This is a genomic window from Acinetobacter sp. PW68, from assembly GCF_020982655.1.
Lineage (GTDB): Bacteria > Pseudomonadota > Gammaproteobacteria > Pseudomonadales > Moraxellaceae > Acinetobacter > Acinetobacter towneri_A.
The window spans coordinates 1,891,638-1,911,561 of record NZ_JAHZSX010000001.1 but is presented as its reverse complement, the minus strand read 5'-3'; the positions used below and the strand labels follow the sequence as shown (position 1 = coordinate 1,911,561).

Below are 19,924 nucleotides of genomic sequence, written 5' to 3'. Positions count from 1 at the left end.
TTTATAAACAGTCAGCAGTTTGAACTTATTTAATTTTGATCACATCTGCCTGTACAGAAGTAGGGTAATGGAAAGACACCTTAATCCATTGTTTTTGTTGTGCGGGAATAGGCACTAAAAACTGTGGATCGACTACAGCAGCGTATTCCTGATACTGCTGATCGACCAAAATCAAATCACTGGCATGCAATTGCAATGCTTGATTAGATTGATTGTGAATTGCTAGAAAATAATCATGTGCCATCACAGGGTCGTTTAACTCTTTGACCTCAATATTTTGTACGTGTTCAGCCTGAATATCGACATGCTTCAGCGCATTACTGACTTTCATACTTTCTACAGGATGTAAGAAAACCTGGGTTTCAATTTTCGGCTGATCTTTTATATTTTTTTGCTTGTATAAATTGAATTTAAGACCGTGAGTTGTAAGCTGAATGCGCGCGTAGGCTTCTCCATTTTCTGTGTTGAGCAACCATTCATTTGCAGTGGTTTGTGATAAGTGTTGGGGCTGTTTGTTGTCCTGATCAGCGTGAATCGTGCCTGTCACTAGGTTTTCGCGATGGCGCTCTTTCCAACGTTTAATGTCGCTAAGTTGAAAGGTTTGATTATCATTCATGCGTAAGTGAATCACATGTTGTTCACAGTAGTCACAAGGTAATAAGGCTTTAAAGTTACCAGTAGCTTGTCGTGACCAAGAAGTTGCTGAGTTTTGAAATTCAGTTTTGTGCGCGACTGGTGATTCAGAAGCCAAATTAGCTTGATATTCCTTACTTTGCTCGGTTGACCCGCAAGCTGCTAAAAGTAAGCTAAGTGTACTGAGTGCAATCGGATAACGATTCAGCATATATGTTCTGAACTCAAAACTCGTGTTGCTGCCACCTTAAACTTTCACCTTGTATCTGAAAAGCTAATTCACCTTATATTTAATGAAAATTTGTAGCAAATCATAACAAGTTCTGTGTTTTAAATTTAACTTCAAGGATTCCATAGGATTAGACCTTAAAACTCATCAAACTACGCGTAAATTTATATATTTACAATTTTTAAACCTGCTTAAATCTGGTAATGAATGGATGTTAAAACAGTATGATTTTGCATGGAATGAGAAAATTGAGATGAGTGCAGGGAATTTTTATACATTTATAAAGTATTTGTTTATTTATTCATCGTTTTAGACTTTTATATTTGGTGATGCTTGCTAAAATTCGCACACTTTATTTGGGGTATGCGGTTGTGTTTGAAAAGTTAGCTGAGCGAAGCTTAAATTTAATGGGTTGGGAAATCGACAATCATTGTCCGTTGGAATTAGACCAATATGTGATGATTGCAGCACCGCATACCAGTAATTGGGATGCCTTATATGCACGCTTAGGGCTTAAAGCTTTGGGCGTCAATGTTCGTCTGACCATTAAAGACAGCTATATGAAATTGCCGTTTGGGCCGTTTATCCGTGCCATGGGTGGTATTGGTATCGACCGTCGTCCGAAAGCACCAGGCGAACCACGACCAAGTATGGTTCAGCTCATGACGGACTTATTTAAAACCCATCCTAAATTGGTGATGTTGGTGACGCCAGAAGCCACACGTGCGCGTCAAGAACAATGGAAAACAGGTTTTTATCATGTTGCGTTAAATGCAGGTGTGCCAATTGCTTTGGCGTATATGGACTATGCAAAAAAGAAAACGGGTGTGGGAAAAATTGTGCATCCAACCGGTGATTTTGAAAAAGATATGGCTGAAATCATGGCATTTTATGCGCAGGTTCAAGCAAAATTTCCTGAAAGTTTTAGTGTCGATACACGTTACTATTCAGAATAAGCACTATTTCAGTGTAATAATCTATCAAAACTAAAAGACAGGGGATTATCCCTGTCTTGCTTTAAAACGTGGATTGGATTTGCAAATCACAAATAATTTGCCACGACGTTTCACAATTTGACAATCGGCACGCGATTTTGCACTTTTTAAAGATGAACGAACTTTCATGAAGATAAACATTTTAACTGTAATGTTATAATATAACATTATTTACTAACTGTCGAAAAGTGTCAAAACCAGAAAGTTACAACATCTCTTTTAAGAAAAAAATTTAAACAATAATCTTTTGATACAAGCCTGCACGTACAGTGCCCGCTTTGCTCTCTTTAATTTTTTGCCAAGTCTGCGGTAATTTTAACAGGTTTAAATCACGATCTGCTTCAACATAAATCAGACCTTGTGCTGCAATATGTGGATCAGCCAACGCTGCCAATTCTTCCCATAAATCTAAACTGTAGGGTGGGTCTAAAAATACCAAATCAAACTGATCTTTTAGTGTTGCCAAGGCATGCTGTGCGGTAGAAATTTTCAATTGTGCCGTGCTTTTATTCACACGTAATAATTCTAAATTTTGCTGTAAAAACTGCGCTTGTGTGCGGTTTGGCTCAATCATGACCACGTGTGCCGCACCGCGGGACAGGGCTTCAAAAGCTAAAGCGCCCGAACCTGAACAGAGGTCTAACACTTTGGCGTTTTGCACATCCCACATTAACCAGTTAAATAAGGTTTCGCGTACTCGGTCAGGCGTTGGTCGTAATCCCTCAATTGAAGCAAAAGCCAACTGACGACGTTTCCATTCTCCACCAATAATGCGTAGTTGATTTTTCATGGATTAGTCGCTCTCAATTGGGCTGGCTGGTACAACTGCTGCGGGCGCAGCTGCAGGTGAATTGGTTGTCGTTGAGCTCGGAGCTGTTTGTACATGATTTGGGTTTGCTGTAGGGTTATTGCTCGCAATATTTGGATGATTGGGGCTTTGAGTATCTGGGGCAGTAGATGATGGGACTTCACCACTTGGTAACTCACTTGGTTTTAAACCCGCAGTCATTAAGCCACCACTTACTTGTGCCACAGATGGACGAATAGGCTTTTTATTTTTATTGAGTAACCAATAATCTAAAATTGGACGCGCCAAGGCTGTTGCGGCAGAACCACCACGACCATTTTCAAGAATAATTGCAATTGCAATTTCAGGGTTTTCAGCAGGTGCAAAGCCGACAAACAAGCCGTGGTCAAGCTGACGATCTGTTAGCAATGCTTCATTATAGCGTTTGCCCTGTGCAATACTTTTAACCTGTGCTGTACCCGTTTTACCTGCAATCGAATATTGTAATCCGCCTTTAATCCCTTTACCTGTACCAGATTGAATCACATCAACCATGGCATCGCGCATTTTAATCCAGTCTTCTTCTGTGCCGTTAAAATCAATTTTACCGTTGGTGCCATTGTGAACTTTAAATGGTTTCGCGCCACGACTTTCACGTAACACGTGCGGTGTAACTTTAAAGCCTTTGTTAGCGGTGATGGCGGTAGCCATTGCTAATTGCAATGGTGTCGAGGTAAATGCACCCTGACCAATACTGACGGAAATTGTTTCACCTTTCATCCATTTGGCATTACGAGTACGCATTTTCCAATCTGGGTTTGGGTAGAGCCCTGTGCTTTCATTTGGTAAATCGACTCCAGTTTTTTCACTAAAACCAAATTGACGCATCCAGTCGTTCATTTTTTCAATGCCCATACGATAGGACAATACATAGAAATAGGTATCACAGGACACCACCTGAGCAGTGTGCATATTGACAATGCCATGCCCCGATTTTTTATGGTCACGAAAACGGTGGCTATCACCCGGTAAAGTAAAATATCCATAATCCTGAATGGCAGTTTTCCAATCGACATAGCCATAATGAATACCGCCTAAACCAAACATCGGCTTAATGGTAGAACCAGGTGGATAAACACCTTGTACCGCACGGTTATAGAGCGGCTGATCTAAATTATCACGTAGAGCTGAGTAGTCGGTATGACTAATGCCTGTGACAAATAAGTTAGGGTTAAAGCTAGGACTAGATACCAAAGCTAAAATTTCACCTGTGCGTGGGTCGAGTGCCACAATTGCACCACGACGTTCTGCCAATTGTTCAGAGGCAACCACTTGCAAGCCGTAATCCAGTGATAAAAACAAATCATTGCCACGTAAAGGGTCTTTACGTCCTAAATTGCGTAGCACATTACCATGCGCATCGGCTTCTACAGATTCGTTGCCAGGTACGCCATGTAGTAAGTGCTCATACGATTTTTCCACCCCAATTTTACCAATCAGATTAGTGCCTGCATAAGCATCTTTGTCAATTTCTTTCAGTTCTTTGTCGTTAATACGTCCGACATAACCAATCACATGCGCAAATAATTCACCGTGTGGATAATAACGAGTCATTTGAGTTTCAATATTGACACCAGGGAACTGAAATTTGACTTCACTAAAACGCGCAATATCTGATTCATTTAAATTCAGTTTGATCGATACACGTTCGGTTTTACGTGAAGTTTTAATCCGACTTTTAAAGCGCTCAATATCTTCTTCTGTCAGTTGTAAAACAGGCGTCAGTCGCGCAATGGTGTCATCAATATCTTCAACATCTGCTCGGCTTAAGGTAGCAGAGAATACAGGGTAGTTATCGGCCAATAACACGCCATTGCGGTCATAAATATAACCACGTGCAGGCGCGAGTGGTTGTAATCGAATACGGTTTTTATCTGATGCAGTTGAAAATTCATCGTAGCCACTAATTTGTAAATAAGCATAACGAGCCACCAACAGCAGCAAGAAAAAAACCACAACACCCACCGAAAAAAAGATGCGATTGCGAAAAATACGCTTCTCTTGCTGAGCATTTTTTAACGGATAGTGTTGTTTCATACAAAAATTGGCTTAACAAAAATGAGGGAGAACGAATTTGGACTATTCTAACGCATCTATTGGCAATTTTGAGTAACCATATTTGACTGAATTGCCCGATTTAACCTAGAAGATGGGCGCAATCTTAATTTTTGACTTTAGCGACATCAAAATTGTAATTTGCTGTATATAAGAATCCTGACAATTCTGCTAGAGTCAAAACACGAAAACAGGACTGTTTTTAAAATTAAAACAAATGGACACTGGTGACAATAATGACAAAAGTCTATTCTTTCGTGGCATTACTTGCCTTTTCAAGTTTTAGCTTTGCTGGGAACACTACTTTTTTACCTGAAGCAAAAATTAGCGCAGATAGCGCAAAAACCTGGAATGTAGGGGTGGGTATTACCCAAAAATTACTGCATTTGAATGGTGAATGGGTCAATCCCTATGGCATTGCCTATCTAAAAGCGGGGGCTTTTTTAAATGGTGACCATGAAGTCGGTGGGCAAACAGGTTTTCGTTACCCATACCACCTCACAGGTAAAGACAAAAATGGTTATTATATTGGCGCTTACGCAGGACACCTAGAATCTAAATGGGTGGATGGTGAAGAAAAAGCGCGTTTAGGTGCAGGCATTGATCTGGCTTATGTATTACTGAGCCCTGAACGCATCAGTAGCTTTAGTGTTGGCATTGGCGCAGGTGAAAAATTGGAAGATCGACAAGGGCGAGTGATTGCGGAAACTGAGCCTAGACTACAATTTTCCTATACGCTCAGTATGGGTTTGTAGTCAGAATAGTGACTTTTAACTACTTTAGAATCTTGTAATTAGAACTAAATATGGAAAAAATGCATGCTTGAGTACGTCAATCAGTTGTGGCAAACCTTTTTGAATCGTCCAGATTTCTGGGCCGTGCTCAGTATTATACCTGTGACTGCTTTTGTGACCTGGGCGCATGTATGGATGGCACTGAAAATGGTGTTCTATCCAATCAGCTTTTGGGGTTTTCACGTTGGGCCTATTCCTGTGGGATGGCAGGGGATTGTGCCGCGTAAAGCTGGGCGTATCTCAGGCATCATTACCGATAACACTTTGTCAAAATTGGGCTCATTGCGTGAATTTCTTAACGCCATGGACCCAGAAGATATGGCGCGCATTATTGGTGAGCAAGTGGATTTTGAACTTGAACACTTAATTGATGAGGTCATGTTAGACCGTAATGCAGTGCTTTGGGAGAACTTACCGTATTCGATTAAACGCCGTATTTACGCTCAGGCGCATAAACAACTGCCAGGTGTGCTACGCGAATTGGTGACTGAACTGACCCTGAACGTTGAATCTTTGGTGGATATGCGTGAAATGGTGGTTAGCCAAATGGAAGGAGACCGCCGCTTAATGGTGCGTATGTTCCTAAAAGTTGGTCAAAAAGAAATTAATTTTATTTGGCATATTAGTGCATTGATTGGGATGTTCTTTGGTATTTTCCAAATGATCGTTTGGTTTCTAGTGCCATGGCACTGGACGGTCCCATTTTGGGCGGCAATTTGGGGCTTCTTGACCAATTGGATTGCCATTTGGATGGTATTCAACCCAGTTCACCCGCATTACGTGAAATATCCGCAGTTCTTTAAATTGACCGAAAATCGTCAATTTCCATGGATCAAGCCAGTGATTCCACGCATTGGGACTTATAATATTCAGGGTGCGTTCATGAAACGCCAAGATGAAGTCTCGGATGTGTTTGCAAAGGTAGTAACAGAAGATCTGATTACGTTAAAATCCATTATGACTGAAATGATGTATGGCAGTAAAAAAGACAAAACCCGCCGTATTGTCAAACGCCACATCAACGAAATTATGGAAACACCATTGGTTCGTACCTCTTTACAGTTGTCTTTGGGGCCAAAAGAGTATGCCAAACTCAAGACTGACTTGATTGATCGTTCGATTGAAATTACGATGGTGCCTGTATGCGACCCTGCCTTTAATGCGAGCCGTGCACAGAAAATTTATCAAATGTTCAGAGATCGTATTCGTGAACTGACGCCAAAAGAATTCCAGAATCTCTTGCGTCCTGCCTTTCAGGAAGATGAGTGGATTTTAATTGTCTTGGGTGGTGTAACTGGTTTTATTGCTGGTTTAATACATTTGTTTGTCGCTTTCTTATAAGAGGATGCTGGCTGCGTAAAGGGCGATGGCTCTGATGCAACGAGTGTCAAATACATTGTTAAAATGAGGATGTTTTTTATGCGCATTATCTTACTCGGACCACCTGGAGCAGGTAAAGGTACACAAGCTCAGTTGATCTGTAAGCGCTACAATATCCCACAAATTTCAACCGGTGATATGCTCCGTGCTGCAATTCGTGAAGGTACTGAATTAGGTCTACAAGCCCAAAGCGTTATGGATGGTGGAGGTTTGGTATCTGACGAACTTATCATTGGCTTAGTTAAAGAGCGTATTGCGCAGCCAGATTGCGTGAATGGTTGTATTTTTGATGGTTTCCCTCGCACAATTCCACAAGCTGAAGCTTTGGAAAGCGAAGGCATCAATATTGACCATGTGATTGAAATTGATGTTGCAGACGAAGAAATCGTACAGCGTTTGTCTGGTCGTCGTCAGCACCCTGCGTCTGGCCGTATTTATCACCTTGTTTACAATCCTCCAAAAGTGGAAGGTAAAGATGATGAAACAGGTGAAGACTTAGTACAACGTCCAGATGATCAAGAAGAAACTATTCGTAAGCGTTTAAAAGCGTATCACTCAGAAACTGAGCAATTGATTGGCTTCTATCAGGGTCGTGCTGCTTCTGGAGAAAATGCACCAAGCTACAACAAATTGAATGGTCTTCGTCCAATTGAAGAAGTTCAAGCAGATTTGTTTGCGATTTTAGACCAAGCAAAATAAGCCTAGGTTTTAGACCAAGTCTGTTTAAATGAAAAATAAAACCGTTTAAACAGGCGGCTTGTTTTGACTTTAAAAGAGTCCTGATACATATTAGGGCTCGTTTTATTTGTTTCAGTTTGGGAGAGTGCTTTGCAACATGCTGCTGTGATCATCATGTTATTGGCAAGTATTGCCGTTTTAGGCTTTCTTGTTTTTGTGAGCTATAAGTTGTTGCGCAATACACAAGCTCAAAATTCGTCTGAAAAAAAATCAGGCAAGCACTATCCGGTGCATCCGAAACTTAAACAACAGCAACAACGTCAGTCTGAACATTCTCAGGATAAATAAATCATCTCTACACAATTTGTGTATAGATTGCACAGTTATCCACACTATTTTGGATGATCCACATTGCTTTAATGATTTAGCATCTCTTCAATAAGTTTAGATCACTAAAGTCTACTGAAGTGTTTACTGAGGGATGAGCTCGTGATGAATTTTATGCAGCTTAATCTGGCGGTGTGCACCAAATTCAAAGCGATCAGGCCAGTTACACACATCAGACACTACACATTCACCACATTTAGGCTTACGCGCAATACAGCAATAACGTCCATGCAAAATTAGCCAGTGATGCGAGTCAATTAAAAATTCTTTAGGAATGACTTTAATTAAACGCTGTTCGACTTCTAAAACATTTTTACCCACAGCCAAACCTGTACGGTTACCCAAACGGAAAATATGCGTATCAACCGCCATAGTGGGCTGTCCAAATGCAGTATTTAACACCACATTGGCAGTTTTACGTCCCACGCCAGGTAAGGCTTCTAAATCGGCTCGATTATCAGGCACCATACTGCCATGTTTTTCGATGAGAATTTTACAGGTTTTAATGACATTTTCGGCTTTGGAGTTATAGAGTCCAATGGTTTTAATATATTCCTTTAGGCCATCTACACCTAAGGCATAAATTTCCTCAGGCGTGTTGGCAACGGGAAACAATTTGTCAGTGGCTTTATTGACACTGACGTCCGTAGCTTGAGCCGATAAAGTCACGGCAATCAATAATTCAAAAGGATTGGAAAAATTCAGCTCAGTGGTTGGGTTAGGGCGCTGCTCACGCAAGCGTTCAAAAAAAGTCTGAATCTGTTTTTTGGTCATGTTTTTTGAAGATTTTTCTTTGACCGTAACCGCTTTTTTTGACGCTTCTTTAACGGGCTTGGTTTTTAAGGTCGTGCTTTTTAAGGACATATTTATGCTCCTAATTCACGTAATTGTTGTTGTAAATTGGCAAGCATGACACGTTTTTTCTCATCTTCACGCACGCTCAGTTGTTTTTCGAGTTTTTTAATTTGCGTGCGTAATTTTGCCAGTTCGATGGTGGTTTGTGCATCGGCAGTAGAAATCTTTTCATTTTTTTGTACAGGCAACTCAATCACAGGAACAGCAGCATCGGTTTGTGCTGAGAATTGTGCAAACAGCTCAGTATCAATTTCTGCTCGCACTACGGGGCCTTTACGTTGCAGACGACGTTGTTCTTCACGTTGAATGTGGGCGTAGTAACGCTGACGTAAATCATTCTGTTCTGCTACACGTGCGCTTTCAGAAAGCAGAGGTTGTGTATCTTCCACTAAGTCAATGCAATCGACAGGACAAGGTGGAATACATAATTCACAGCCTGTACACAAATCAGTCAAAATGCTGTGCATGAGTTTACCTGAACCTAAAATTGCATCGACAGGACAGGCATTAATACATTTGGTACAGCCAATGCACTCATCTTCCCGAATTAATGCTTTCATACGTTGTGGGCGGCCATCTGCCTGCACAGGCCAAACACTTGCTTCTGCGATTAATAACGGGCGTTGCAGTAAGTTTGCCAGTGCATCTGCAACAGGTTGCCCACCAGGTACACATTTGTTGGCCGCTTCGCCTTCCGCAATCGCTTTGGCATAGGGTAAACAGCCATCACGATGACCACATAAGCCACATTGAGTTTGAGGAAGGAGCGCATCAATATTTTGAATCAGAGCAATTTGCGAATTCATGGACAAACCAACGCCACTTTAACAGCAGCAGAAAAACGGAAAATAAATCTTGAGGAAAATTCTAGGTAAATGATTTTAGCATGATTTTTGCTTTTAGGCTTGTGCGCAAATTAAGAACAACAATGGCTAGTTTTTTGTGCAAAAATGCTCAACACTATGAATTAATTTGTTACATAAACTTATAGGCTTAACACGCTAAAAAATAAGTTAAATTTATGAAAATACAAATGTTTTAAAGTTTTTTGAAAAAAACTATTGTAGATTGTGAACAAAACATATTTAATATTTTGCGCCAAAATATATCATTGATTGAAATTTTGACCAATTTTGATCCATTTTCTGCTGAGGATTAAGCGTTGAAATACAACAGCCTTAACGAATTCCTAGATTACGTTAAAACACGTGATGCACATCAACCAGAGTTTCTACAAGCTGTAGAAGAAGTAATGACCAGCCTTTGGCCGTTTATTGAAAAGAACCCTCAATATGCAGCACATGGTTTGCTTGAGCGTTTGGTTGAGCCTGAGCGTGCCATTCAATTCCGCGTTTCTTGGGTAGATGACCAAGGTCAAACCCACGTAAACCGTGCATTCCGTGTACAGTACAACTCAGCAATTGGTCCATTTAAAGGTGGTATGCGTTTCCATCCATCAGTGAACCTTTCTATTTTAAAATTCTTAGGTTTTGAACAAACCTTTAAAAATGCTTTGACTACATTGCCAATGGGCGGTGGTAAAGGTGGTTCAGACTTTGACCCTAAAGGTAAGTCTGAAGGCGAAATTATGCGTTTCTGCCAAGCCTTAATGATCGAGTTATATCGTCATTTAGGTTCTAACACGGATATTCCTGCGGGTGATATTGGTGTAGGCGGCCGTGAAGTAGGTTACATGGCGGGTATGATGAAGAAGCTCAGCAATGACACTTCATGTGTATTCACAGGTAAAGGCTTATCTTTCGGTGGTTCTTTGGCGCGTCCAGAAGCTACAGGTTACGGTACTGTGTATTTCGCTGAGGAAATGCTCAAGACTCGTGGCGATAGCTTTAAAGATAAAGTCGTTGCGATTTCTGGTTCAGGCAACGTTGCACAATTTGCTGCAGATAAAGCAATGTACTTGGGTGCGAAAGTCGTTTCACTTTCTGACTCTAATGGTACGGTGTACGTGAAAGAAGGTTTCACACCAGAATTACTTGCTGAAGTGATGGAACTTAAAAACGTAAAACGTGGTCGTATTTCTGAATTTGCATCTAAACACGGTTTCGAATATCTTGAAGGCCAACGTCCTTGGGGGATCAAGTGTGACATCGCATTACCATGTGCAACTCAAAATGAGTTGAATGGTGATGATGCAGCAACTTTACTTGCGAATGGCACAATCTGTGTGGCTGAAGGTGCGAACATGCCTTCTACTTTGGATGCTGTTGAGAAATTTGTAGAAGCGAAAATCTTATACGCACCAGGTAAAGCATCAAATGCAGGTGGCGTAGCAACTTCTGGTCTTGAAATGTCTCAAAACGCGATTCGTTTAGGTTGGACGTTTGAAGAAGTGGATGAGCGTTTACATGCAATTATGAAAGAAATTCACCGCAACTGCGTGAAATACGGTACACAAGAAGATGGTACTGTAAACTATGTAGATGGTGCGAATATTGCTGGTTTTGTAAAAGTTGCCGATGCAATGTTAGCGCAAGGTGTATTCTAAGCTTTGTCTTAAATAGACTTTCAAAAAACCGATGCACATGCATCGGTTTTTTTATGGTTTTTAGTTAGCAAAGTGCTTAATCAAAACGATAAATATCCATACCGAGTGAACCCATGCTAAAGCTACTATGAACAATATTAAATCGATCACCTGTGCCCATCGCAAAAAACAGCGGTGCAAAGTGTTCTAGGGTCGGGTGATTACGTGTCGCATACGGCAATTGTTGCCAATCCAGCACAGCATCATAATTGCGATGACTTAAATGCTGCACTACACGATTACGGAAACTAGATGCCCATTCAGGCACAGCCGCATTGGGTGTATTCCATGATAATTCACGCAAGTTATGGGTGATGCTGCCTGAGCCAATCAGTAGTATTTGCTGATCACGCAGTGGCGCCAAGCTTTGCCCAACATAATAAATCTGTTCGGCACTCATATTTGTAGGCAAAGAAATAGCGATTACAGGAATATTGGCATCGGGATACATGTGTAGTAATGGCATCCACACGCCATGATCATGCGGACGTGTGCTGTTGGCATGTGCAGCAAAGCCCGCATCAGCCAAACGCTGCAAAATATCTTCTGCCAGTTCAGGCAAGCCAGGCGCAGGGTAACGAAGAGTATACAAAGCTTCAGGGAAACCACGGAAGTCATGCCATGTTTCAGGGCGAATACCTGTATTGACTTCTAGGGCATTACTTTCCCAGTGCGCAGACATCACTACAATGGCTTGCGGTGTTGGTAAATTTTCACTTAAACGGCTAAGCGCGGGTCCAACCTGTTCAGGATTGAGTGCTAACAGGGGCGAACCATGTGAGATAAATAAACCAGGTAATGTCTGTAAGTTCATGCCGAGCTCCATATAGCCTGCTGTTCTTCAGCATCGCAAAAAAGTGTGTGCAGCGAAATGTACTTTTGTTGAACGCTATGTTGCAGCTTTGCAACGTCGCTAAATTGGTATATTCCGATGACTTCACGTGTAAATTGAGTTGCTTAATTAGCCCGCACGGTGATAAGGGTGGTTATGATTAATGCTCATAGCGCGGTATAGTTGTTCGATCAGCATCACGCGAACTAAAGGGTGTGGCAAAGTAAGTTTGGATAAGGACCAATGCCATGCTGCTGCTTTACGTACTGCTTCAGAATGACCATCTGGTCCGCCAATCGCAAGCACGACATCATTGCCCTCTAACATCCAGCCTTTCATGGTTTCTGCAAGTTTTTCGGTGCTGAACTCTTTGCCGCCCACTTCCAAGGCAATTAACAGCTCATTGTTTTTCATGGCATTTAAAATGCTATCACCTTCAATTTGGCGATATTTTAGAATATCGGCCTCAGAATCATTTTTGCCACGTTTCGCCATTGGCAGTTCGACAATTTGAGTCTGCACAAAAGGCTGAATCCGTTTGAAATAATCTTCAAAACCAGTCAGCACCCAAGCAGGCATTTTTTGTCCAATGGTCAGAATGCGAATTTTCATAGGCGAGTTCATGTAGCGAGCAATCAGAATCTCGCATTATAACCATGATTCAATACAAGCGCTGTGTGACGACACAATTTGCAATTGAATTTGCCAACAGGCTGTTGCTTTAATACTCAGCAATCTTATTGGTCTTTTTTGTCTTGGAATTATCAGCATGCGCGCGTTTCAAAGTCAGCAGTTATATTCATGGATATTGGGCGCGGGTATGGGATTGATGCCCACTGCTACATTTGCTGTGCCTGAGGCTCAATGGGCAGAACCAAACAATTTGCAAGTCTATATGCAGCAAGTGATTGGGCAGCAGGGTTTGGGTAATTCCGAACAGTATCGTCATTATAAAAATGTGAATGAACTGAATCGGGTTTCGGCATGGATTCGGGAACAAATGCGAGTATTTGGAATTCCGTGTCAATTTCAAAATTATGTGGTCAATCAGCAAAGCTACCGCAATGTGGTGTGCAAATTGAATGTCGGTGCTGCGCAAAAAACGATTTTTGGTGCGCATTACGATGTTTATGGGCAGCAGCAGGGGGCAAATGACAACGCTTCTGGCGTGGCAGGTGTAATCGAAACAGCACGAATTTTGGCGCAGGAAAAGAATAAACTTAGTCAAAATGTCGAATTTGTATTCTATACCTTGGCAGAGCCACCATTTTTTAAAACCGAGTCGATGGGCAGTTTTGTACATGCCAAATCTGTGCAGGCAGAAAAAGAAAAAATCCGTGCGGTGTATGTGTTGGATATGATTGGTTATTACGATAAAAATTTGGTGCAAAATTACCCAATCGGTTTAAAGTGGATTTACCCAAGTCATGGCAATTTTATTGTGGCATTGAGTAATATGCAATCACGTGAAATGAGTGCAAGCTATTGCAATACAATGCAGCGTTTGAACCAGTTGCAATGTGAGCGCGTGGTGGCACCGACTTTCATCAAGGGTATAGATTTTTCAGATCATTTAAATTATTGGAAATATGATATTCCAGCTATTTTAATTACCGATACCGGCAGTTATCGCAGCTCACTTCGCCACACCACAGGTGATACTTTAAAAACAGTAAATTTTGAAAAAATGGCGCACGTTGTGAATGGCTTGGTTGCACAGCTTTTATCACCTTGATGAATGATTGCAGTGCATAAAAAACGCAGCCCTGAATTGAACTAGGACTGCGGTTAAAAGGTCATCCATCTGGAGATATGGATGACCAGAACATGAAGCACGCTTCAATCAAAAGCGTCTGATCAATTTGTCGGTCTAAATAGACCAAACAAGAAACATACAGCGCGATGTATCTTAAATTTATATATGTGGATGGTTTACCTATTTTTCAAGGAAATTGAATTAAAAATTGGCTATCCATTTGAAAAATGAATTAAAAAATATTCAACTACGTTTCAAAATCTAGAGTCTAAATACAACAAAAGAGCACCGAAGTGCTCTTTTGAGAAGTTCTATGCTTAAAAGCAGAGTAACTGGCTTAATGACGTGCGGCTTTGCCTGCTGCCACCGGCTTCACAATGGGTGCCTTGGTTAAAGGCTTAGGCATACTGGTCAGTGCCAAAGGCAAGATTTCATCAATGCTTTTTACAGCCTTGATTTCCAAACCTTCTTTGACATTGTCTGGAATTTCAGACAAGTCACGCACGTTTTCCTCTGGAATAAATACCAGTTTGATACCACCACGATGTGCCGCAAGAAGTTTCTCTTTCAAGCCACCAATGCGCATTGCACGACCACGTAAACTGGTTTCACCAGTCATGGCAATATCAGGACGAATTGGAATACCTGTAAACGCAGACACCAATGCTGTGGTCAATGCCAAACCTGCAGATGGACCATCTTTAGGTGTTGCACCTTCTGGCAAGTGTACGTGCACATCGGTTTCGGCAAATACACTCGCCTCAATGCCTAAGCTGTCAGCACGGGTACGCACAACGGTCATCGCAGCTTTAATCGACTCTTGCATCACATCCCCCAATGAACCTGTGGTGATGAAATTGCCTTTGCCTTTCATAGTTGCTACTTCAATGGTAAGTAATTCACCACCCACTGAAGTCCAAGCCAAGCCATTTACGCGACCCACTTCGGCTTCTTCTTCTGCCATACCATAGTCAAATTTGTGTGGACCAAGGTAATCTGGCAAGTTTTGTGAAGTCACATCTACCTGTAGGTTTTTGGCTTTTTTGCTGACTGCTTCTTTCACCACTTTACGGGCAATTTTTGACACTTCACGTTCAAGACTACGCACACCTGCTTCACGCGTATAGCGCTGTACAATGTCACGAATCGCTTCCTCATGAACCGTCAATTCTTTAGCACGCAAGCCATTATTTTTGATGGCTTTAGGTACAAGATAGCGTTCAGCAATATTCACTTTTTCATCTTCGGTATAACCCGGTAGACGAATCACTTCCATACGATCTAGCAGAGCTTCTGGAATATTCATGCTGTTGGCAGTACAAATGAACATCACTTCAGACAAGTCTAAGTCTAGATCTAAATAGTGATCGTTAAACTTGTTGTTTTGTGATGGATCAAGCACTTCTAACAAAGCAGATGCAGGGTCACCACGGTAATCCTGTGCCATTTTGTCAATTTCATCGAGCAAGAATAATGGGTTTTTCACACCGACTTTGGTCAATGACTGTACAATTTTACCCGGCATCGCACCAATATAGGTACGACGGTGACCGCGAATTTCCGCTTCATCACGAACGCCGCCTAGCGCCATACGCACAAACTCACGTCCAGTGGCTTTTGCAACCGACTCACCTAGTGAGGTTTTACCTACACCCGGAGGACCAACTAAGCACAGAATTGGGCCTTTAAGTTTTTTCACGCGCGACTGCACAGCAAGGTATTCCACAATACGGTCTTTAACTTCGTCTAAACCGTAATGGTCGGCATCTAAAATTTCTTGTGCTTTTGCTAAGTTAATGCTGACTTTACTGGCTTTGTTCCATGGCGTATCTAAAATGACTTCTAGATAGTTACGTACCACAGCTGCTTCGCTAGATGCAGGTTGCATCGCTTTAAGTTTACGGAACTCAGCTTCTGCTTTTTTACGTACATGCTCAGGCAAGTCTGCTTCTGCCAGACGTTTTTCAATTTCAGCGACATCATCTTCCGCACCGCCGTTCATATCGGACAGCTCGCGTTGAATGACTTTCATCTTCTCATTTAAGAAGTATTCACGCTGATTTTTTTCCATCTGACGTTTAACTGAGTCATGCAAAGTTTGCTCAATCTGCTGTTCTTCAGACTGTTGCAATAAATAAGTCATTAACTCCATTAAGTGAGCTTCAAACTCGTCGTGCTCAAGGAATTTTTGTTTAATATCAATGTTCAACGGCACGCGAGTTGCAACAAAGAACAACAATTGCGATAAATCTTCAATTTTATTGGCAGCAGCAATCAGTTCACGTGCATTGCGTAATTTTGCTTCAGCATATTGCGCAAATAAGGCACGTAATTCTTGCAAGCGTGTTGCTTGGGTATTCTCATCCATCGCAACAGTCATTGGGCTTAAGCTGTGCTCTGCAGTTAAATACGCGTCTTCATCAATAATTTTTTCGAGTTTGGCGCGGAATAAGCCTTCAATCAGCACTTTAATACAGTTTTCATCATTTTCGTGATTTACAACTTGCACAATTTTCGCGACAGTACCGTATTGATACAAATTGTCGTGATCAATTTCTTCTGTAAGCGAATCTTTTTGCGCAACTACAAATACTAGATTGTCACTGTTACGAGCCACATCAACTGCATTGATCGATTTTTCACGACCTACAAATAGCGCGATTTGCATGTGCGGATAAACCACCACATCACGTAGCGCTAAAAGCGGTAATACACTTGGAACCTGAGGCTCTAAGGTTTCTTGATTCATAATAATTTCAGACATGGGCACTCCTAATGAGTGACAACGGTGTTGCCATGTTTTTTATAGTGATGGGTATTTTAAAAAAAACAAGGGCAGGTCAACATAAATTGTTTAAAAAAGTAGCTAAGTATTTGATTTTAAATTGACCTATCCAGTCAAAATGATCAATTTAGCGTTTCAAGTTGCGTTTAAACTGTAAAAAACACTCTGGTGTCAGTAAAGCATCTAGAGGTTGATCCCAGTTTTTACGTGGCAAGTTTGCATGAATCAGCTGAAAGTCATGTGCAATACCTAAGCGATAAGGGCGCTGTGGAGCAGATGCCAGCGTGCGGTCATAATAACCACCACCCATTCCAATTCGAGTGCCGTGTGTATCGCAGGCCAATAAGGGCATCAATACCATATCTAAATGCGAGATATGTTTCCCGCGACTTGTTCTGGGTTCTTGCATGCCTAGACGGTGATGGGCAAAACGCTGCGTAAGATATTGTTGTAGGCTGATTTGTACCCACACCAAGCATTGATTCATATTGCAAATCATTGGCAAATACACTTGTTTGCCTTGCACGAAGCAGTATTCAATGATGCGCTGTGTATGAATTTCACCAAATGCATCTAAATACAACCCCACTTTTTTTGCGTACTGAAATTTTGGCAACCGTATTAGGCGCTGCAAAACAGCTTGCTGCGCTTGCTGCTGTTGATTAGGCGTGACTGCTCTGCGCTGTTGTCGAAGCTGTTTACGTAAGGTGTTAAGTTTCAACAACTGCATCTGGGCACATCCTTATATACCTGAGTTTAAATGCTTGAATGGGTATGGAATTACTATCATTGCATCGACAAAAAACAAGCTTTTATCATGCTTGGCATTTTAACAGGATGTAATGTTATATTTCTGATTATCTGAACCTGACCTACTATGGGATAGTTTGGCTTGAATCTAGATAGAAAATTAAAAAACACACTGATGCTATAGCGCAATGAATGCCGCACTAAAAATCTTCACGGTCGCTACGAGATAAATTGGGCCGAGTTCAGTTAAAACAACAATTATGTAAAACACGTGCCAAAACAAAAACAATACTTTCATTTTGCAGTTATAAGAACTGAAAAAAATGTTTCCGACCCGCGTTAGATGAATTTGGACGTAAAGACTTATCAAGCGTTCAATTCATCTTGCTAGAAATCACACTGATTCCATTGTATTGGACTAAAGTTGTATAAAGCTGTGCGAAATAAATTTGGTTTTTCCTTCCTTTTAAAAACTCCAGAAAAAACAAAGTTTAAATATTTTTTTGGCATATTTTTATGCTTTATATAATGAAATACTTTTACCAAAATTGGTATGACCATTTGAAATAAAAAATCATACCAATCTTGACTTTTTCTTGTCTAAAACTATCATTTGTTCCTTATATTGAGGAAATTCTGATTTCCATCTCAATATTGGTCAGACCAAAACTAGAATTTTACCTCTATGCTTAGACCTATGTTTACGTTTGAGTGAGCATTTCAAGGAGATGACAATGCTTCAACATTGGCAACAGATCTATGATCCAATGGCAAATATTTGGATTTCGAGTCTTATTGCATCAATCCCGATTATTTTTTTCTTTTTAGCACTGGCTGTATTTCGCTTAAAGGGAAGTGTTGCGGGAACAATTACGGTGATTTTGGCATTATTAGTGTCTTTATTTGCCTATGGCATGCCTGCACCAATGGCTTTTGCTTCATTGATCTATGGATTTTTCTACGGTTTATGGCCAATCGCATGGATTATTATTGGCGCATTATTCTTATATAAAATCTCTGTAAAAACAGGGCAATTTAACATTATTCGCTCATCTATTCTTTCGATTACAGAAGATCAGCGTCTCCAGATGCTATTAGTCGGCTTCGCGTTTGGGACATTTTTAGAAGGTGCAGCGGGCTTTGGGGCGCCAGTGGCAATTACTGCTGCTTTGCTTGTAGGTTTGGGTTTTAAACCTTTATACGCTGCGGGTTTATGTCTGATTGTGAACACCGCACCGGTTGCGTTTGGCGCAATGGGGATTCCAATTATTGTGGCGGGTCAGGTTTCGGGTGTAGAAACCATGGAAATTAGCCAGATGGTTGGACGTCAGTTGCCATTTATGGTGCCAATTGTGCTGTTCTGGATTATGGCAATTATGGATGGCTGGCGCGGTGTGAAAGAAACTTGGCCTGCAGTGTTGGTGGGTGGTGGTGCTTTTGCGATTGCACAATACTTGACCTCTAACTTTGTTGGACCTGAGTTACCTGACATTACCGCTGCAATTGCCTCTTTGGTCAGTTTAACGGTGTTGTTTAAATTCTGGCAGCCAAAACACATATTCCGTTTTAGCGATGCAGATACAAAAGTAGATGCCAACTTGGTTGCAGAACAACAGCAAAAATACAGCATAGGGCAGATTGTTAAAGCATGGTCACCTTTTGCAGTGTTAACGGTGATGGTTACCATTTGGAGTATTAAACCGTTTAAAGATTTATTTGCCAAAGATGGGGCAATGCATGACTGGGTAATTTCCATCAAAGTGCCATTTTTACATCAATTGGTGCAAAAAATGCCGCCTGTGGTGGCAGATGTCAAAGACTACGATGCGATCTTTAAGTTCGATTGGCTGAGTGCAACAGGGACTGCAATTATGATTGCGGCTGTCATCACCATCATTTACTTAAAAATGAAACCGCGTGAAGCTGTTAAAACTTTTGCAGAAACCATCAACGAGCTAAAAACACCTATTTATTCTATTGGTATGGTGCTGGCTTTTGCTTTTATCGCCAATTATTCAGGTATGTCTGCCACTTTGGCATTGGCTTTGGCTCATACAGGTAATGCCTTTACTTTCTTCTCGCCATTTTTAGGTTGGATTGGAGTGTTCTTGACAGGTTCAGATACATCAGCCAATGCCTTATTTGCTGCCTTGCAAGCCACAACTGCACAGCAAATTGGTGTACCAGAAGTCTTGTTGGTTGCTGCCAATACCAGTGGTGGAGTAACAGGCAAAATGATTTCACCACAATCGATTGCAATTGCCTGTGCGGCAGTGGGTTTAGTCGGAAAAGAATCTGATTTATTCCGCTTTACCGTAAAACACAGTATCACGTTCACCGTAATGATCGGTATTATTATCACTCTACAAGCTTATGTGTTCCCATGGATGATTCCATAACCAC

18 protein-coding genes are annotated in these 19,924 nt (G+C 41.2%); 8 read left to right on the top strand and 10 right to left on the bottom strand.

Annotated features, from left to right (window positions below; translation table 11 throughout):
* Positions 1-25: 25 nt before the first annotated feature.
* Positions 26-844, bottom strand: a complete 819-nt coding sequence (locus K1T76_RS09120) for a hypothetical protein (RefSeq protein WP_230245178.1) — start codon at positions 842-844, stop codon at positions 26-28.
* 425 nt (positions 845-1,269) lie between these two features.
* Here K1T76_RS09120 and K1T76_RS09115 point away from each other — a divergent pair, with 425 nt between their 5' ends.
* A complete protein-coding gene (locus tag K1T76_RS09115) occupies positions 1,270-1,818 on the top strand; it encodes a 1-acyl-sn-glycerol-3-phosphate acyltransferase (protein WP_230245644.1) in 549 nt (182 codons plus the stop codon).
* A 45-nt stretch (positions 1,819-1,863) separates the two neighbouring features.
* On the opposite strand, the gene ykgO is transcribed toward K1T76_RS09115, so the two are convergent.
* The 3 genes from ykgO to mrdA form a co-directional block, all read right to left on the bottom strand.
* Entirely contained in the window at positions 1,864-1,986 is a 123-nt protein-coding gene (gene ykgO, locus K1T76_RS09110; RefSeq protein ID WP_026438469.1) for a type B 50S ribosomal protein L36, read from the bottom strand.
* 103 nt (positions 1,987-2,089) lie between these two features.
* Positions 2,090-2,647 (bottom strand): 16S rRNA (guanine(966)-N(2))-methyltransferase RsmD, encoded by a 558-nt coding sequence (gene rsmD, locus K1T76_RS09105; protein ID WP_230245177.1) that lies wholly within the window; start codon positions 2,645-2,647, stop codon positions 2,090-2,092.
* 3 nt (positions 2,648-2,650) lie between these two features.
* Complete coding sequence (gene mrdA / locus K1T76_RS09100; RefSeq protein WP_230245176.1) at positions 2,651-4,741, bottom strand: penicillin-binding protein 2; 2,091 nt, start codon at positions 4,739-4,741, stop codon at positions 2,651-2,653.
* A 254-nt stretch (positions 4,742-4,995) separates the two neighbouring features.
* On the opposite strand from mrdA, the gene K1T76_RS09095 reads away from it, so the two are divergent.
* From K1T76_RS09095 to K1T76_RS09080, 4 genes are all read left to right on the top strand, one after another.
* The gene (locus K1T76_RS09095; RefSeq protein WP_070152526.1) at positions 4,996-5,514 is read left to right on the top strand and encodes a hypothetical protein; all 519 of its coding nucleotides are present in this window, start codon (positions 4,996-4,998) and stop codon (positions 5,512-5,514) included.
* A 63-nt stretch (positions 5,515-5,577) separates the two neighbouring features.
* Complete coding sequence (locus tag K1T76_RS09090) at positions 5,578-6,894, top strand: hypothetical protein (protein ID WP_070152523.1); 1,317 nt, start codon at positions 5,578-5,580, stop codon at positions 6,892-6,894.
* Positions 6,895-6,972: 78 nt separating this feature from the next.
* The gene (gene adk / locus K1T76_RS09085) at positions 6,973-7,632 is read left to right on the top strand and encodes an adenylate kinase (protein WP_070152520.1); all 660 of its coding nucleotides are present in this window, start codon (positions 6,973-6,975) and stop codon (positions 7,630-7,632) included.
* Positions 7,633-7,761: 129 nt separating this feature from the next.
* On the top strand, positions 7,762-7,959 hold the full coding sequence (locus K1T76_RS09080; RefSeq protein ID WP_070152517.1) for a hypothetical protein: 198 nt from the start codon (positions 7,762-7,764) through the stop codon (positions 7,957-7,959).
* Between the two features lie 123 nt (positions 7,960-8,082).
* Here the strand turns inward: K1T76_RS09080 and nth are convergent, their stop codons facing one another.
* Both nth and K1T76_RS09070 read right to left on the bottom strand, forming a co-directional pair.
* Positions 8,083-8,772 carry an endonuclease III gene (gene nth / locus K1T76_RS09075; protein WP_070152701.1) on the bottom strand — a complete coding sequence of 230 codons (690 nt, stop codon included), beginning with the start codon at positions 8,770-8,772 and terminating at the stop codon, positions 8,083-8,085.
* Positions 8,773-8,864: 92 nt separating this feature from the next.
* Complete coding sequence (locus K1T76_RS09070) at positions 8,865-9,659, bottom strand: RnfABCDGE type electron transport complex subunit B (RefSeq protein WP_070152514.1); 795 nt, start codon at positions 9,657-9,659, stop codon at positions 8,865-8,867.
* Between the two features lie 356 nt (positions 9,660-10,015).
* Between K1T76_RS09070 and gdhA the strand changes: the two genes are divergently transcribed.
* Positions 10,016-11,359: an NADP-specific glutamate dehydrogenase gene (gene gdhA / locus K1T76_RS09065; protein ID WP_019837844.1), complete on the top strand. Its 1,344-nt coding sequence runs from the start codon at positions 10,016-10,018 to the stop codon at positions 11,357-11,359.
* A gap of 76 nt (positions 11,360-11,435) precedes the next feature.
* Here gdhA and K1T76_RS09060 read toward each other — a convergent pair whose 3' ends face one another.
* Both K1T76_RS09060 and rlmH read right to left on the bottom strand, forming a co-directional pair.
* Positions 11,436-12,212, bottom strand: coding sequence for a dioxygenase family protein (locus K1T76_RS09060; RefSeq protein WP_026438205.1), 777 nt, complete (start codon positions 12,210-12,212; stop codon positions 11,436-11,438).
* Between the two features lie 147 nt (positions 12,213-12,359).
* Positions 12,360-12,842: a 23S rRNA (pseudouridine(1915)-N(3))-methyltransferase RlmH gene (rlmH, locus tag K1T76_RS09055; protein WP_026438445.1), complete on the bottom strand. Its 483-nt coding sequence runs from the start codon at positions 12,840-12,842 to the stop codon at positions 12,360-12,362.
* A 157-nt stretch (positions 12,843-12,999) separates the two neighbouring features.
* On the opposite strand from rlmH, the gene K1T76_RS09050 reads away from it, so the two are divergent.
* Complete coding sequence (locus K1T76_RS09050; protein ID WP_442780675.1) at positions 13,000-13,965, top strand: M28 family peptidase; 966 nt, start codon at positions 13,000-13,002, stop codon at positions 13,963-13,965.
* 358 nt (positions 13,966-14,323) lie between these two features.
* Here K1T76_RS09050 and lon read toward each other — a convergent pair whose 3' ends face one another.
* Positions 14,324-16,750 carry an endopeptidase La gene (gene lon / locus K1T76_RS09045; protein ID WP_230245175.1) on the bottom strand — a complete coding sequence of 809 codons (2,427 nt, stop codon included), beginning with the start codon at positions 16,748-16,750 and terminating at the stop codon, positions 14,324-14,326.
* 148 nt (positions 16,751-16,898) lie between these two features.
* The gene (locus tag K1T76_RS09040; protein ID WP_230245174.1) at positions 16,899-17,501 is read right to left on the bottom strand and encodes a 5-formyltetrahydrofolate cyclo-ligase; all 603 of its coding nucleotides are present in this window, start codon (positions 17,499-17,501) and stop codon (positions 16,899-16,901) included.
* Positions 17,502-18,249: 748 nt separating this feature from the next.
* Between K1T76_RS09040 and lldP the strand changes: the two genes are divergently transcribed.
* A complete protein-coding gene (lldP, locus tag K1T76_RS09035; RefSeq protein WP_230245173.1) occupies positions 18,250-19,920 on the top strand; it encodes an L-lactate permease in 1,671 nt (556 codons plus the stop codon).
* Positions 19,921-19,924 lie beyond the last annotated feature (4 nt).